The 16,025-nt window shown below is 62.7% G+C and carries 12 protein-coding genes; 9 read left to right on the plus strand and 3 right to left on the minus strand.

Translation table 11 applies throughout. The features are described from left to right. Positions 1-397: 397 nt before the first annotated feature. Positions 398-2,338: a pyrroloquinoline quinone-dependent dehydrogenase gene (locus GSF27_RS11815; protein WP_160969294.1), complete on the minus strand. Its 1,941-nt coding sequence runs from the start codon at positions 2,336-2,338 to the stop codon at positions 398-400. A 225-nt stretch (positions 2,339-2,563) separates the two neighbouring features. On the opposite strand from GSF27_RS11815, the gene GSF27_RS11820 reads away from it, so the two are divergent. The 9 genes from GSF27_RS11820 to GSF27_RS11860 all read left to right on the plus strand — a co-directional run bounded on the left by GSF27_RS11820 (position 2,564) and on the right by GSF27_RS11860 (position 13,879). Next, a complete protein-coding gene (locus GSF27_RS11820; protein ID WP_160969296.1) occupies positions 2,564-3,262 on the plus strand; it encodes a CoxG family protein in 699 nt (232 codons plus the stop codon). Then, the gene (locus tag GSF27_RS11825; protein ID WP_160969298.1) at positions 3,262-4,131 is read left to right on the plus strand and encodes a xanthine dehydrogenase family protein subunit M; all 870 of its coding nucleotides are present in this window, start codon (positions 3,262-3,264) and stop codon (positions 4,129-4,131) included. Before GSF27_RS11820 ends, GSF27_RS11825 begins: the two co-directional genes overlap by 1 nt. After that, positions 4,128-4,631 carry a (2Fe-2S)-binding protein gene (locus tag GSF27_RS11830; RefSeq protein WP_160969300.1) on the plus strand — a complete coding sequence of 168 codons (504 nt, stop codon included), beginning with the start codon at positions 4,128-4,130 and terminating at the stop codon, positions 4,629-4,631. Before GSF27_RS11825 ends, GSF27_RS11830 begins: the two co-directional genes overlap by 4 nt. Beyond that, positions 4,628-7,363, plus strand: coding sequence for a xanthine dehydrogenase family protein molybdopterin-binding subunit (locus tag GSF27_RS11835; protein WP_202410421.1), 2,736 nt, complete (start codon positions 4,628-4,630; stop codon positions 7,361-7,363). Before GSF27_RS11830 ends, GSF27_RS11835 begins: the two co-directional genes overlap by 4 nt. Positions 7,364-7,365: 2 nt before the next feature. Then, positions 7,366-7,818: a hypothetical protein gene (locus GSF27_RS11840; protein WP_160969301.1), complete on the plus strand. Its 453-nt coding sequence runs from the start codon at positions 7,366-7,368 to the stop codon at positions 7,816-7,818. Positions 7,819-7,842: 24 nt separating this feature from the next. Continuing rightward, positions 7,843-9,996 carry a PQQ-binding-like beta-propeller repeat protein gene (locus GSF27_RS11845; protein ID WP_160969302.1) on the plus strand — a complete coding sequence of 718 codons (2,154 nt, stop codon included), beginning with the start codon at positions 7,843-7,845 and terminating at the stop codon, positions 9,994-9,996. A gap of 353 nt (positions 9,997-10,349) precedes the next feature. Beyond that, a complete protein-coding gene (locus tag GSF27_RS11850; protein WP_160969303.1) occupies positions 10,350-11,228 on the plus strand; it encodes a DMT family transporter in 879 nt (292 codons plus the stop codon). Between the two features lie 715 nt (positions 11,229-11,943). Then, a complete protein-coding gene (locus GSF27_RS11855) occupies positions 11,944-12,702 on the plus strand; it encodes a glycerophosphodiester phosphodiesterase family protein (RefSeq protein ID WP_160969304.1) in 759 nt (252 codons plus the stop codon). Continuing rightward, positions 12,695-13,879, plus strand: coding sequence for a glycerol-3-phosphate dehydrogenase/oxidase (locus GSF27_RS11860; RefSeq protein ID WP_160969305.1), 1,185 nt, complete (start codon positions 12,695-12,697; stop codon positions 13,877-13,879). The genes GSF27_RS11855 and GSF27_RS11860 overlap by 8 nt, the downstream gene beginning before the upstream one ends. Here GSF27_RS11860 and GSF27_RS11865 read toward each other — a convergent pair. Together GSF27_RS11865 and GSF27_RS11870 are read right to left on the minus strand one after the other, a co-directional pair. After that, positions 13,876-15,378: an FGGY family carbohydrate kinase gene (locus GSF27_RS11865; protein WP_160969306.1), complete on the minus strand. Its 1,503-nt coding sequence runs from the start codon at positions 15,376-15,378 to the stop codon at positions 13,876-13,878. The two genes, GSF27_RS11860 and GSF27_RS11865, sit on opposite strands and share 4 nt — an antisense overlap. 12 nt (positions 15,379-15,390) lie before the next feature. Further along, positions 15,391-15,798: a GFA family protein gene (locus GSF27_RS11870; protein ID WP_160969307.1), complete on the minus strand. Its 408-nt coding sequence runs from the start codon at positions 15,796-15,798 to the stop codon at positions 15,391-15,393. Between the last annotated feature and the right edge of the window lie 227 nt (positions 15,799-16,025).

Here is a 16,025-nt window from a genome sequence, read left to right on the forward strand (position 1 = left end):
CCGCAATTCAAACGCGCTTTCCAAGCTTTGTTTTCAGTTCCTATGGCACGGACTCAGAACCCCGTGCGAGCTGCCGAACGGAGGGCTGGCTGTGGGGGAGAAGCGCACATGGACGTGCGCTTCAGGTCTGTTGGGCCAGGAGGGCCCATCAGGCCGGCCCCCACAGACAGCCCGGAGAGAGGGAAGTCAGCTGGTGTTTTTTACCAGCTGACCAGCGAACCCGGGGCGCCCTTTGAAGGACATGGATGTCCAAATGCCGCGGGCGCATGGATGCGCAGGAGCGGCCATTGGTTACTTTTCTTTGGGCGACAAAGAAAAGTGACTCGCCCAGCAGGGCGAAAAGGGCAGCCCAAATTCACTACCCAAAGCAAAACCCACTCTGTCATTCAGCCAAGTTTTACTTCTTCAGCTTATAAGCCACAAACGCATCACCCGGCTTGGCGGTATACATGGAGTGACCACCCGCCGGCATCACAATGTACTGCTCACCATTCACTTCATAGGTAACCGGTACCGAGTTGCCGGCAAAGGGCAGTTCATCTTCCCACAGCACTTCACCGGTTTTGATGTCGAAAGCGCGCAGGCTGTTATCCAGCGTGTAGCCGATAAACACCAGGCCGCCGGCGGTGACCAGTGGGCCACCGGCACCCGGGGTGCCGTAGAGCAGGTCCAGACCAAACGGCATCATCTTTTTCAGGCTGCCCAGAGGTACTTCCCAGACGATCTCTTTCTTCACAATGTCGACGGCGGTCAGAGCAGCCCAGGGCGGGGCGGAGCAGGGAGCGCCCAGCGGCGACATCAACGGCTTCATCTCCAGCGCGTAGTCCGAGCCGGGGTTGCTGAAGCCCATGGAGAGACCTTCCACGTTCATCTCGTAGGTCTCCTTGGCTTTCGCGCGGGGCACCAGCTTGGCCACCATCGGCACGCGGTTGGATGGAATGACCATGATGTTGCTGTCGGGATCGTAGCCGCCGCTGCCCCAGTTGGGACCGCCACCGGCTGCCGGCATCATGATGGTGCCCTTCTCGCTGATGGGAGTGTAGATGGGGCCGTAGTCATACTCTTCCGCGGCGCTCTTGCAGAGGTAGGCGTCGATGGGAGTAAAGCCCCAGGTGTCCTCGGGCGAGAAGCTGTGTGGCATCACATTGGGCATGCCCACCGGGAAGGGTTGGGTGGGGGAGAGCACTTCTCCGGGGACGATGCCCTCCTGTGGGACCGGACGCTCTTCGATGGGAACCAGGGGCTCGCCGGTGGCGCGATCGAAGACGAAGATCATGCCCATCTTGGTGTTCTGCACCAGCGCCGGCACCATTTCACCGTTGTGGGGATAGTCGATCAGCATCGGGCGGGCGGGGATGTCGTAGTCCCAGACGTTGTGGTGTACCAGCTGCTGGTGCCACACCACTTCGCCGGTGCTGCCGCGCAGGGCCACCACCGAGGTGGAGTAGAGGTTGTCGCCGGGACGGTTGCCGCCGTAGTAGTCGTCGGAGGCACTGGTGGTGGGCAGGTAGATCAGGTCCAGCGCCTGGTCGGTGGCCATGGAGCTCCACACGTTACCCTGGCCAAAGCTGTCGGTGCCCTTGCCCCAGGTGGCCATGGCGGGATCGCTGGCGTCGCGGGGTACAGGGTCGAAAGACCAGCGGAACTCGCCGCTACGGGCATCATAGGCCATCACCCGGCCGCTGGGTGGGTCAGCGCGTTGCATGTCGGCCACGGACGATCCCACCACTACCACGTCATTAATGACGGTGGGGTTGGAGCCGGCCGCCACTTCACCGGGCCACAGCTCCTCTTTACTGGGTGGCATCTGCACTTCGCCGTTGTCGCCAAAGCCGCTGCAGCGCTTGCCGGTGTTGGCGTCAATGGCGATCAGGCGGTAATCCGTGGTACCGAGAAAGAGGCGGGTTTTACATTCGCTGCCAGTTTCCGCCTGGATGTCGGTCCAGTTGCCGATGCCGCGACATTTTTTGGTGGCGATGGCGTCGGAGATTTCGGGATTGAAGGTCCAGCGTACGTCGCCGGTGGCCGGATTGAGCGCGGTCAGTTGGCGGGTGGCGGAGCAGACAATCAGGTTGTCACCAATCAGGGTGGGCTGGTCCTGCAGCGAGATCAGCTCCTGCATGTTGACCTCGGCAGGCAGGTCGCCGGCGCGGTATTCCCAGACCTTCTCCAGCTGGGCGACATTACCGGCATTAATCTGCGAGAGAGGGGAGTACTGGGTGCCGGTCTGGTGCTGGTCGACCGTAGGCAGGCTGGTGTTGGCCTGGCTCACGGAGGCGCAGGCGGCGGTACACAGCGCCAGCAACAGGCTGGTGCGGACAGTGCGGGAGAGTTGCATAACGGATCACTCAAGTGGGTTTGTTCGTCTTATGGCTGAATTATGTATGTGTTTTTGGCCAATATGCAAATTCGAGGCAGAGTCATGACACGAAAATGAAAAACTGCTATAACATCAGGCAAATAGCCATAGGCGCCAGCCCCGACTATAACAACAACGGTAGCGGGAGCTTGCGGCGCTCTGAACCACTGACACGCCCGGTTCCGGGTGGGAGGAAAACACACAATGCAAATGGTCGGTGAGCAGTTTGTAGCTGCCCCCTGTCAGCGCGTATGGGAAGCGCTGAATGATCCGGAAATCCTGCGTGCCAGCATTCCCGGTTGCCAGACTCTGGCCAAGGAGGCAGACGATCGTTTCACCGCCACGGTGGAGGTGAAGGTGGGCCCCATAGGTGCCCGCTTTAAAGGGGTCGTGACCCTCTCTGACATCAATGCGCCCCATGGCTATACCCTCAACCTGGAAGGCAACGGTGGTATTGCCGGTTCCATGAAAGGTGCGGCTAAAGTCCGCCTTGAGGAGAAAAACGGCGGCACCATGGTGATCTACGAGGTGGACGCCGAGGTGGGCGGTCGCATGGCTCAGCTGGGCGGGCCCATTATCGATGCCACTGCCAAACAGCTGGCCGGTAAATTCTTTGCCCGCTTCGGCGAAGTCGTTACCGGTGTCCGGACCGCCGCCGCGCCAGCCGTGGCAGCGGCTGCTGCCAGCGGTGTGCCTGCGCCAGCGTATGCCGCGCCTGCAAAAGGTGGATTCTGGATGGGGCTGGCCATTGGCCTGTTGCTGGTACTGGTGGCCTTTGTCGCCTTTGAATATGGCCGTAGCAGCGCCAGCAGCCAGGTGATTGTGCTCGACAAGGCGCAACTGCAGCAGTTGCTGCACCAGATGCATCAACAGCACCACCCCGAAGACGAGGAGGACGACTGATGAAGCCGGCCCCGTTTGACTACTACGCCCCGGCCACCATCAGCGAGGCCTGCCAGCTGCTGAGTGAAGCAAGCGGTGGTGCCACGGTGATTGCCGGCGGCCAGACCCTGATGCCGCTGCTTAACCTGCGCATGAGCCAGCCCTTTATCCTGGTGGATATCAATAACACCGCTGAGATGAAAGGTATCAGCGCTGTGGATGGTGGGATCCGCATCGGCCCGGCCACCCGTCAGTACGAGGTGCTGGAGAGTGAGTTGCTGGTTGAGCGGCTGCCACTGCTGGTGGAGGCGGTGCGCCATGTGGGCCACCATCAGACCCGCAACCGCGGCACTGTGGGTGGCTCCATCGCCCTCGGTGAGCCTGCCGCCGAACTGCCTGCCTGCGCCGTGGCGCTGGGGGCGACCATTGATATCGCTTCTGTGCGCGGCACTCGTCAGGTGCCTGCATCCGAATTTTACCTGGGCCCATTCATGACCGTGCTGGAGCCGGATGAACTGGTCACTGGCATTACCTTTCCTGCCTGGCCTGCCGGCCATCTGCCTCTGTTCAGTGAGCTGGCCCAGCGCCCCGGCGACTTTGCCCTTGTGGGTGTGGTGGGTGCACTGGCGCTGGAGGCCGGCAAGATCAGCCGTGCCGGCATCGCCTGGATGGCCATGGGGCCGACCCCGTTGAAAGCAACCGCCGCCGAACAGCTGCTGTTGGGCAAGAGCCTTGCGGAGATCGATCCGCAGGCGGTGGCCGAAGCCGCCGTGGCCGAAACTGCACCCTTTGACGACAAACGCACCAGCGCGGAGTACCGCCGCACCGTGGGTGCCCGACTGCTGGCCCGCGCGCTGCGCGAACTGACCGCACAAGGGGAAGCCGCATGAGCAACCACAAGATCGAACTGACCATTAACGGTCGCCAGTACAGCGGCGACGTGGAAGCGCGCACCTCGCTGGCGGATTTCCTGCGCGACGATGCCGGCTTTACCGGCGTGCATCTGGGTTGCGAGCACGGCGTCTGCGGCGCCTGCACTATCACTGTGGACGGTCGTGCCGTGCGCAGCTGCCTGATGCTGGCGGTGCAGGCCAATGGTGCCACCGTGGTCACCGCCGAAGGGCTGGCGGCCGAGGACGGCACCCTGCACCCGGTGCAGCAGGTGATGATGGAAGAGCACGCCCTGCAGTGCGGTTTCTGCACCCCCGGTGTGGTGATGACCCTGGCCTCGCTCACCGGCGAGGGCAAACAGTGCAGCCAGGCGCAGATTGAGGGCGCCATGTCCGGCCATATCTGCCGTTGTACCGGCTACCAGGGCATTCGCCGCAGTGCAGCGCGGCTGGCGTATGACGCCATGGGTGATAGTGCCCAGCAAGGGGGTGACGCATGACCAATATGAACGCCCCCGAAGAGAAAAGCGCCGGCATCCTCACCGGCAAATACATCGGCCAGCGCGTCCACCGCAAGGAGGACCCGCGCCTGCTCACCGGCCACGGCCAGTTCGTGGATGACGTCTCCGTGCCCGGCCAGCTGCACGTGGCCTTTACCCGCAGCCCGGTAGCCCGCGCCAGTATTGTCTCCATCAGCAGCGATTACGCCCGCGAAGTGCCGGGTGTGCATGCCATCTACACCCAGCAGGATCTGGCTGACTTCAACGTCGACATGATCTCCTTCTTCCTCGCCTCGCCGGACGTGAAGACCACGCCACTGGCGGATGGCCGCGTCGCCTATGTGGGCGAGCCGGTGGTGATGGTGATCGCCGACAGTCGCGCCATCGCCGAGGACGCCGCCTCACTGGTGGAAGTGGAATACGCTGAAGAGACCCCGTTGATCACCATCGACGATGCCCGCCACGGTGCGCCGGTGCATCCCGGCCGCGAAGACAATATCGCCGCGCAGATGGGTGAAGAGGAGATCGATGAGGATCTGGAAGCCCTGCTGCAGGCGGCGCCGCACCTGGTCACCCACAAGGTGGTGCACCAGCGCATCTCCCAATCCCCCATGGAGACCCGCGGTGTGCTGGCGGATCCGGAAGGACCGAAAGAACTGACTCTCTACATCACCTGCCAGAGCCCGCACATGGTGGAGCGTTGGACCTCGCTGGCACTGGGCAAGCCGGACATGGCCATCCGTGTTATTGCCAAGGATGTGGGTGGCGGCTTCGGCCTCAAGAACCACCCCTGGAAAGAAGAAGTGGCGGTGATCCTGGCGGCGCTGAAGTTCCGCCGGCCGCTGAAGTGGATCGAGGACCGCTACGAAAACCTGATCGGTGCCAACCAGGCCCGCGAGCAGGAGATGACCCTGCAGGTGGCCCTGGATAACGACGGCAAACTGCTGGCCTCCCACGGTGACTACAGCTGCAACAACGGCGCCTTCCCGCAGCTGTCCGAGTGCAATATCGCCGTGCACATGTTTGTCTGGGGCGCCTACAAGATGCCGGCTTACGGTTTCCTCACCCGCGGCTGGTATACCAACACTGTGGGTTATGCCGCCTACCGCGGCCCCTGGGCCATGGAGTCGCTGGTGCGCGAGACAGCTCTGGATGTGGCGGCCCGTCGCCTCGGTATCGACCCCATTGAGATCCGTCGCAAGAATCTGGTGACACTCAGCGAGCAACCCACGGAGTCCTGCATGCAGATCCCGCTGGAGGATGTGACCCCGGCGGAGTGCCTGGAGAAGCTGCTGGGCTACTTCGATGTGGACGCCTTCCGCCGCGAGCAGGCCGAGGCCCGCGAGCAGGGCCGCTACCTGGGTTTGGGTATCGCTGCCTACATCGAACCCACCGGTTCCGCCGGTGCCATTGCCACCATGACCGGTGAGTTGGCGCAGGTGCGCATAGAGCCCACCGGCAAGGTGACGGCCACCATGAGCACCCACTCCCAGGGCCACGGTACCCAGACCACCATGGCGCAAATTTTTGCCGATCGGCTGGGTGTGTCCTACGAAGATGTATCGGTGTTTGAGGGCGACAGCTCCCGCGGTGGCTTCTCCCCCGGCGCTGCCGGCAGCCGTCAGGGTGTGATCGCCGGTGGTGCGGCTATCCTCGCCGCCGACAAGCTGGCGGAAAAAGTGCGCACCCTGGCGGCCCATCTGCTGCAGGTGGAAGCCGCCGCCATTGCCATCGATGCCGGCCAGATCAGTGTCGCCGGCAATCCCGACAAATCCATCTCGCTGGGTGAACTGGCCAACATCGCTTACGGCGAGCCGGACCGCCTGCCGCCGGGCATGGAGTCGGGGCTGGAAGCCCAGCACCGCTACCAGCCGCCGCCCATGACCTTCGCCAGTGCCGCCAATGCCTGTGTGGTGGAGGTGGATCGCGATACCGGCTTTGTGAAGATTCAGCGTTGGATCTCCTCCGAGGATTGCGGCACGCCGCTCAATCCGGCGGTGGTGGAAGGGCAGGTCTCCGGCGGCCTGGCGCAGGCCATCGGCATGGTGCTGCTGGAAGAGGTGGGCTTTGACGAGCGTGGCAACCCCACGGCGGCCACCTACAAGGACTACATGATGCCGGCTATCTCCGACATCCCCACCTTCGAATTCGTACACGCCAACACCCCGTCGCAGTCGGTGGGTGGCATGCGCGGTGTGGGTGAGGGCGGCGCCATCATCGGTGCGCCGACGCTGGTGAACGCCATTGCCGACGCCCTGGCGCCCTTCGGCGAGGTGGAGGTGAATCTGCCGCTGACACCGGCCAAGCTGCTGAGCGTGATGGAAGGCCGCGACCTGACGCCGCCGAAAGTCGTCGCACCGGTTGCCGTTGAACCTGTGGCGCCGGCCCCCGTGGCCGAACCTGTGCCTGCGGCTGACGCCACGCCTGCCGGACCGGTAGTGATCGACGGCGACTGGAAGATGATTCTCTCCACGCCTATGGGGCCGCAGGAGATGCAGGGTCACTTCGAGACCAGCGGCGACAACCTGAGCGGTTACCTCAGCAGCCCGGAAGGGCAGATGGAGTTCACCGGCAGCGTGGTCAATGGCAATAACCTGGTGTTCGACCTCAAGGTCACCAAGCCCATGAAGATCACCCTCAAGTACAACCTGCTGATCGACGGCGACAAGATCAGCGGCAAGTGCAAGATGGGAATCTTCGGTAGCGCCAAGCTCACGGGCGAGAGGCTCTGAGCGTGGGCACCGGTCTGCCCAGCCGATCAGCGCGGCTGTGTCGCCGGATTGTGCCGGTGATCATCAGCGTGGCGCTGGCGGTTGGGGTTTACTCGCTGGCGAAAGCGGAGGCGACAGACACAGCGGCCGGCGACTGGCAGCTGGTGCTGCACGCCCCTGGCGACCCGCGGGAGATGCTCGGGCATTTCGAGGTGCAGGGCGCAATGCTCAGCGGCTATCTCGAGAGTGACGAGGGGCGCACCGATTTTACCGGCGAGGTGCAGGGCAATCAGTTGATCTTCTCCGTACCGGTGCGCAAGCCGATCCGCATAACGCTCAAATACCATTTGCAGGTCGATGGTGATCAGATAAATGGTCGCTGCAAGATGGGCTGGTTCGGCACCTCCGATGTCACCGGCCAGCGGCAGGTGACGCAAGAAGTGGCGCAAGAACCACAACAGACACAACAACAATAACAATCTGCCGGGGGACTCCCTGTGATGAAGAAACTGCCCTTACTGGCGCTGTCGGCGCTGCTCACCCTGACCGGATGCCAGCAGGAGGCCCCGGATACAGCGGTATCGGCTGATAAGCCGACACCCGCTGCGCCAGAGAGTCAGATTGTCGTGCCTGATACTGATTGGCCGAACTATGGCGGCGACGGTCGCGAGCAGCACTACAGCGAACTGGATCAGGTGTCGCTGGCCAATATCGGTCAACTGGACCTGGCCTGGTACTACGACCTGGAACCGGGCTTCTCCGTCTCCAGCCCGGTGACGGGCGGCAACAAACTCTTTACCACTACCGGCAACAGTTTTATTCGTGCGTTCGATGCCGCCAGCGGTGAGCTGTTGTGGGAGTTCGACGCCAAAACCCGCGACATTGCCCAGAGCCCACTGCACATGAGCTGGGGCAACAAGGGTATCGCCTGGTGGAACAACCGCGTGTTTCTCGCCACCACCGACGGCCGCGTGATCGCGCTGGACGACAGCAGCGGCCAGCCGCTGTGGGAGCAGCGTCAGTTTGAACTGAACGAACTCCGTAACAGCAACGGCGCACCACGGGTATTCGATGGCAAGGTGATTATCGGCCACGGCGGTGCCGATATCAGCCCGATCCGCGGCTACGTCACTGCCTACGACGCCATGACCGGCGAGCAGCTGTGGCGCTTCTATACCACTCCAGGCAACCCCGCCGAGCCTCCGGCTAACAAGGCCGAGGAGGTGATGCAGCCTACCTGGAAGGGTGACTGGTACGGCAAGGGTGGTGGCGGCACCGCCTGGAACGCCTTCAGTTACGACCAGGAGCTGGACCTGATCTACCTGGGGGTTGGCAACGGTTTTCCCTACAACCACCAGATGCGCAGTCCCGGTGGTGGTGACAACCTGTTTCTCGCCTCCATCGTGGCGGTGAAGGCCGATACCGGCGAGTACGTCTGGCACTACCAGGTGTGTCCGGCGGAGCAGTGGGACTGCACGGCGGTGCAGGATATGACCATTGGCAACATCACCCTCGACGGCCAGCCGCGCAAGGTGATCATGCACGCGCCGAAGAACGGTTTCTTTTACGTGCTGGATGCCGCCAGTGGCGAATTTATTTCGGCCGAGAAGATCGCCAAAGTCACCTGGGCCGAAAAGATCGATCCCGACAGCGGACGCCCGGTGGAGAACCCAGGAATCCGCTACCAGAACAACACTGAACTGTTTGAGCTCTGGCCCGGCCCGCAGGGGGCCCACAGCTGGCTGCCGCAGGCCTTCAGCCAGAGTACCGGTCTGGTCTATGTCCCGATTATTGAGATGGGTGCCCTGATCGGCCCACCCAATCCCAATATGCCAGCCATCAGCGCCGGCATGGGGGTGACCATGATCCCCGACGCCGAACTGCCCGACAGCCGTCGCAGTTTCCTGCGCGCCTGGAACCCGGCCACCCAGACCGAAGCCTGGTCACTGGAGCTGCCCGGTGATTGGCCGGGCGGGGTGCTGGCCACGGGCGGCGACCTGGTGTTCCAGGGGCGCATGGACGGTTACCTGGTGGCCTACAACGCCCGGACCGGGGCAGAGGTTTGGTCCTATAAAACTGTGGCTCCGGTGGTGGCGGCGCCCATCGCCTACAGCGTGGCTGGCAAGCAGTACATCAGTGTGCTCACCGGCAGCGGCTCCCAGGGTGGCGGCATTATGGCCACCGGCAACGCGGCGTTCCGCACCGACTATGCGCTGCCGCGACGACTGCTGACCTTTGCCCTCGATGGCACCGCCAGGCGGCCGGAGTTTGTGATGCCTGCGCAGGTTCCGCTGCAGGACCCGGACTTTGTGCCGCAGAAGGATCGGGTGATGAGCGGAGCCATGGCATTTGCCGGTAACGCCTGCCTGGTGTGTCACGGTATGAATGCCATCGGCGGTGGCGCGGCCCCGGACCTGCGTTTTTCCCCCATGATTCTCGACGCGGCTGCCTTTAAGACTGTGGTGAAAGATGGTGTGCTGAAGCCGCGGGGCATGCCACCAACGCCGTGGATCGATGACGCGGCGCTGGAAGATATCCGCCATTACCTGCGCCTGCGCGCCATGCAGGCGCCTGCGGAATTACAGGCACTCAAAACCGGCAAGTCGACGCCGGCCAGCGATGACGCCGCGCCGGTTATATCGACCGGCACCTGATGTGAGTGAATCGGGCCCGCCCCGGGGTGGGCCCGATTGGATTAGCAGCGCGGGCCTCGGCTACACTGCAGCGCTACCGCAACAGAACTCTGACCCCATAAGCCCGGATCCATGAACATGCCCACTGCCTGCAGCCGGCGATCGTTTTTGCTGACCATTGGAATTGCACTTGTCGTCCCGCGAGGCTGGGCGTCAGGGCCTCTGGCCGGGAACACACCCCCGCCAGCGGATGAACAGCGTTCGCTGCCGCCGGACAGCCATGCGCTGTCGGACAGTGGCAGTTACCAACTGCTGCGGCAGCGCTACCTGCAACTTAATGACCCCGTCTGACAGCGGAGCGGAGTAAACACCCCATGCCGGTTCTGTTGCTCTATCTCGGCGTCTCCCTGGTATGGGGCTCCACCTGGCTGGCGATTACTTTCCAGCTGGGGGTGGTAGACCCGCTGGTGTCGGTGATCTACCGCTTTGGGCTGGCTGCGGCACTGCTGTTTCTCTGGTGCCTGCTGCGACGTATCCCGTTGCGGCTGACCTTGCGGCAACACGCTTTTATGCTGTTGCAGGGCAGTTTCCTGTTCGGCCTCAACTACTGGATTCTCTACCTGGCGGCACAGCACGTTACCAGCGGCCTGATTGCTGCCACCTTTGCCACCATCGTTTTCCTCAACGCCTTTAACGCCCGCCTGTGGCTGCAGATGCCCATCAAGCCGGAAGTGCTGCAGGGTGGGGTGGCGGGTATTGCCGGGGTGGCGCTGCTGTTCAGTCACGAGCTGCAGGGCCTGAGCCTCACCGGACCGGTGGCGGTGGGGCTGGGGTGGGCGCTGCTGTCGACCCTGATGGCTTCACTGGGCAATATCACCGCCGCCTATAACACCTCCGGTGGTCGCTCGGTAATGGCCATCAATGCCTGGGGCATGCTCTACGGAACGGTGACCGTGCTGATCATTGCGCTGTTGTTGGGGGTGCCTTTCACCTTCGATACCCGGCCTTCCTACCTGCTGTCACTGGGCTACCTGGTGGTGTTTGGCTCGATTCTTACCTTTGCCGGTTACCTGCGGCTGATCACCGTGCTGGGCCCGGACAAGGCCGCCTACATGAGCATGCTGGTGCCCATTATTGCCCTTACACTCTCGTCCTTCTTTGAGGGCTACCAGTGGAGCCTGTCGGCGTTTGCCGGGCTGGCGCTGGTACTGGCCGGCAACTGGTGGGCCATGGGGCGTCGGCAATCCCGCTGAATACCAATGCATTCGGTTTGGCAGAGCCGTCATTCCCGCAGATCAATGTCATTCTCGCAGATCAATGTCATTCCCGCGTAGGCGGGAATCCATTTCTCCAGCGAGATGGTGGTTAATATCATGCCGTCATTCCCGCGCAGGCGGGAATCCAGGGTGGTATCGGATTCTATGGATCCCCGCCTGCGCGGGGATGACGACGGAAGAGAGGCCGTCTCCTTATTAAGGGTTGAACGCCGCGCGGCCGGGACAAATTGGCCGCGTTGAAAGCATAGCGCGCAAAAAGGCTTTTCAATCTGCAGACAGAATGAAAAGATCGCTCTCATATTTGATGGCAAATCCTGCCCCGTCTTTGCGAGGCGTGTTTTGCAGCGCCGAAGCAATCCATGTGTGGCACCGTATCGACTGGTCCACGGTAGACGTGGATCGCCGCGCTGCGCTCGCGATGACGGTAGTGGTCGTTGCGAGGCGTGTTTTGCAGCGCCGAAGCAACCCATGTTTGGCACCGTATCGGCTGGCCCGCGGTAAACATGGATCGCCACGCTGCGCTCGCGATGACGGTAGTGGTCGTTGCGAGGCGTGTTTTGCAGCGACGAAGCAACCTATGTTTGGCACCGTATCGGCTGGCCCGCGGTAAACGTGGATCGCCACGCTGCGCTCGCGATGACGACAGTGGGCGTTGTAATCTAACTGCTAACTCCCCGGCACGAGTAGCACTATGGCTTTTACCCCCTCACTGGATCAACGCCTGGTGGCCCATCGCGGCTGGCAGCAGCGCTATCCGGAAAACACCCTCATTGGCATACAGGCGGCCCTTAACGCCGGCGCCTGCCATATCGAGATCGATGTGCACCTGACGGCTGATCACGTACCGGTGCTGTGTCACGACCTCACCCTGGAGCGGCTTAGCGGCAGCAGTGGCACCATCACTGAACTGACACTGCAACAACTGCAGGACTACAGCGCCTATGAACCTGACCGCCTCGGCGGCCGTTATCGCGGCAACCCCTTCACCACCCTGCAGCAGTGTGTGACACTGTTGCAACGCTACAGCGGCGTTAGCCTCTATGTGGAGATCAAGCGCAAATCCCTCTATCACTTCGGTGCCAGGAAGATGCTGGAGGCCGTACTGCCGCTGTTACAGACTCTCAGGGATCGCAGTTTCCTGATCAGTTTTGATGTGCCGGTGCTGGCCAGCGCCCGTCTGCGGGGCTGGAAAAACATTGCGCCGGTACTGACTACACTGGAACAGGCACGGTCGGAGGAGTTTCAGCGACTGCAGCCGGACATGCTGTTCTGCGATACCGACCTGCTCTCCGCTGCTGGCGCGGTGCAGGGCCTGGGCTGGCCGGTGGCGGTCTACGAGGTGGATTCGGCAGAGTCGGCACAATACTGGTTTAAACAGGGAGTGGCACTGGTGGAGACCTTCAAGGTAGGTCAGCTGATCAACGATCTGCGGGCAGGTGACGATGGCTGATGAGCACTATGAAGTCACCGTGATCGGCGGCGGTATTCACGGCGCGGGTGTTGCCCAGGCGGCTGCGGCAGCCGGCTACCGTACACTGATTATCGAGCAGCGGGACTGGGCCGCGGAGACCTCCAGCCGTTCCAGCAAACTCCTGCACGGTGGCCTGCGCTATCTGGAGACAGCACAGTTCGGGCTGGTGCGTGAAAGCCTGCGGGAGCGCAACCTGCTGCTGCAGCTGGCACCTGACCTGGCGCACCCCTTGCGTTTCAATATCCCGGTCTACCGCGATATGCGCCGCCGCCCCTGGCAGCTGGTGGTGGGGCTCAGCCTTTATGCCTTGCTCTCCGGGCTCTCCTCCCTGTCGCGCTTCAGTATTTCCCGCAGTGCCCACGCTGCCCTGCGCACCCAGGGATTACAGAAGGTATTCCGCTACTGGGATGGGCAGACCGACGATGTGCAGCTGACCCGGGCGGTGATCCGCTCGGCGCAGGAGAACGGTGCCGAGCTGCTATGCCCGGCAAGACTGCTGCAGGCCAGCCAGCAGCCGGATGGTTATCAGCTGACGGTGGAGGAGGGCCGGGGGGAAGAGGGTACCCAGGAATCCCTTCCGATCCGTCAGTTACAGACCGACTACCTGGTGAATTGCAGCGGCCCCTGGATCAACCAGGTGCTGGGCCTGGTTGAGCCACTGCCGCAACAGCGTAACTGCGAGCTGGTGAAGGGCAGTCACCTGGTGATCCGGGAGAAGATCTCCAGCGAGGCTTTCTACCTGGAGGCCCCTGCCGACGGCCGCGCCATCTTCCTGTTGCCGTGGGGTGAGCACAGCCTGCTGGGTACCACCGAGCAACCCTTCCGTGGCGACGACCCGCAGGCTGTGGCGGTGTCGCCGCAGGAGCGTACCTACCTGCTGGAGACCGCGCATCACTATTTTCCCACCAGCAACTTTACCGTGATCGACGAGTTTGCCGGCCTGCGGGTACTGCCGTCGGGGGACAATCGTGCCTTTGAGCGGCCGCGGGACTGTGTATTGCACCTCGACCCGCAGCATCCAGCCCTGTTGAGTCTCTATGGGGGCAAGCTCACCACCTATCGCAAAACCGCCGATAAAGTACTTCAGCACATTCGCCAGCAACTGGGCCCGCGTGCGGTGCGGGCAGCCACCGACAAGCTGCCACTGCAGGTTTAATCGCCGCTCTGCGGGTGTCGATCCAGTTCGGCTTGCAGTAAGCCGCTCCACTGCCGGTAGCGCTGCTCCGGCAGGGTGGCATTGGCGGGCTGAAAGGATTCTGTCTCCGCCATTTGCCATTGCTCCCCGTCAGCGGCTTCAGCCTTCCGCGACGCACCCCACAGTAACAGCCACGCGGCCCCCCGAGCGGAGGCCTCCCGCTCCTCCACCCTCGCCACCTCAATGCCAGTGAGATCCGCCAGCAGCTGACACAGCAGGTTGCAGCCGGAGAGGCCGCCGCTGACGATGATTCGGTGCGGTGGCGACCGGTACTGGCAGAGCCTGTCGAAGTTGCGCCGCAGCAAAAACGCGATGCTCTCCAGCACCGCCAGTGCCTGCTGCCGGCCGCTGCCAGTGCCACTGAAACGGCTGCGGAAATCAGCCCGCCAATCCGGGGAGCCGAGCCCGCCGACGCCGTTGAGAAACAGGGGCAGCCCGGATTGTTGCAGGCTGAAGTCGCCGGGGCTGAGCCGCAGCGCCCAGTCAATATCCTGCTGCTCTGCGCCCTGACTGTTGTCCGTCAGCCATTGCAGGGCGGAGCCGGCACCATTGACGGTACCCTCGGCGGCGTAAAGCGCCTGTTCGCCGGACGCATAAATCACACTGCAGAGTTGCCGCTCCGGTGCCGGCGGTCGGGGCAATGGCCGGTAGATAAAAGCGCCGGTGCCCAGGTTGATGTAGACGCAATCCGGTTGCGGGTTGCCGTCGGCAAAGGCCGCCGCTGACTGATCGCCGTTCAGCAGTCGCAGCGGCAGTGTGAGTCCGTCCACCACCAGCGTCCCGAATTCAGAATCCGATGGCACTATGTCCGGCAGTCGCTGCCGCTCAATACCGAACAGTGACAACAGTTGTGGCGACCATTGATGGCTGGCCAGTTCCATCAGCAGTGTGCGGGAGGCGTTGGCGGGATCGACCCGGACGGGTTGTTCGCGTAACAGGGCGTAGGCCAGGTAGCTGGCCAGCGGTGCCAGCACCGCGCTGTGGCTCTGTTGCAGTGCCGGCAGGTAATCCAGGCACCAGCGCATCTTGCTGGCGCCGAAGTGGGCGTTGGGCCAGAGGCCGGTGAGGCGCTGGACCTGATCGTTGTCCAGCGCCTGCGCCGCCAGCCAGCGGGCAGCACGAGTATCCTGCCAGCTGATAATGGGGGTGAGTGTGGTACCGGTGTCGGGCTCCCAGGCCACAAGGCTGGAACGCTGGCAAACCAGGCCCGCCACGCGCAGCTGTCGGCGCTGGTGGTCGGTTAAGGCGCTTACGGCGTTACTTACCGTGGCCTGCAGAGAGAGGACTACCTCAGCAGGATCCTGTTCCACATGCCCGGGTTGTGGTCGTAGGGTAGCGACTGGCTGTTGGGCGCTGCTGACGACCCGTCCGGCGCTGTCGAACACCATGGCGCGACTGCTGCTGCCACCCTGGTCCAGAACCAGGCAGAGCGGGCCTGCAGCCGCGGATGTCGTGTTCATGCGAGTTGCGTGTCAGGGTTGGCCGTCGTGTGTGGCGACCCCTTCCGGGACCTCAAACCAGGCCTGCTTCTGGCTCAGCCAGATGTGGGCGGTGGGCCGCAGGATGGAGGTGTCGTCGAGACTGGCGGGCTTGAGCTTGATCTTGCCCGGTTCTGCGGGGTTGTAGTGGTAAATACGATTGCCACAGGTGGGGCAGAAGCGGGCGGCGTTGGTATTGCCGCTGTCCGCCAGCCGGCTCCACTCCGCCATCTCGCCTTCAAACTCCACATCCTCACTGTTGACCACGGCGGTAATGCTGAAGGCACTGGTGGATAGCTTCTGGCAGGCCTTGCAGTGACAGGCGATCACCGCCAGTGGTGCCGCCTTGAGTGTGTAACGTACGCCGCCGCACTGACATGAACCATTGATTGGGTAGGTCATAAGCTGCTCCTCTGAGTGAACCGTTATTGTGGCCCGGGGTGTGATCGCCGGTAAGCGTCACAAATCCTCACAACTATAGTCGTGGCCCGGGTCGAACACGATGATTACCAAACTGGCAGCGAGGTGCAATGGGAAACAAAGTGGCGCCTGATTGGGCTGTTAGGGCTATAGTGGTTTACACTTTTTGCTGCCGCCCGAACCGCTGAAGGGATTGATGTTCGGGTTGA

The organism is Pseudomaricurvus sp. HS19 (genome assembly GCF_009857815.1).
In the GTDB taxonomy this organism is placed as follows: Bacteria; Pseudomonadota; Gammaproteobacteria; order Pseudomonadales; family Cellvibrionaceae; genus Pseudomaricurvus.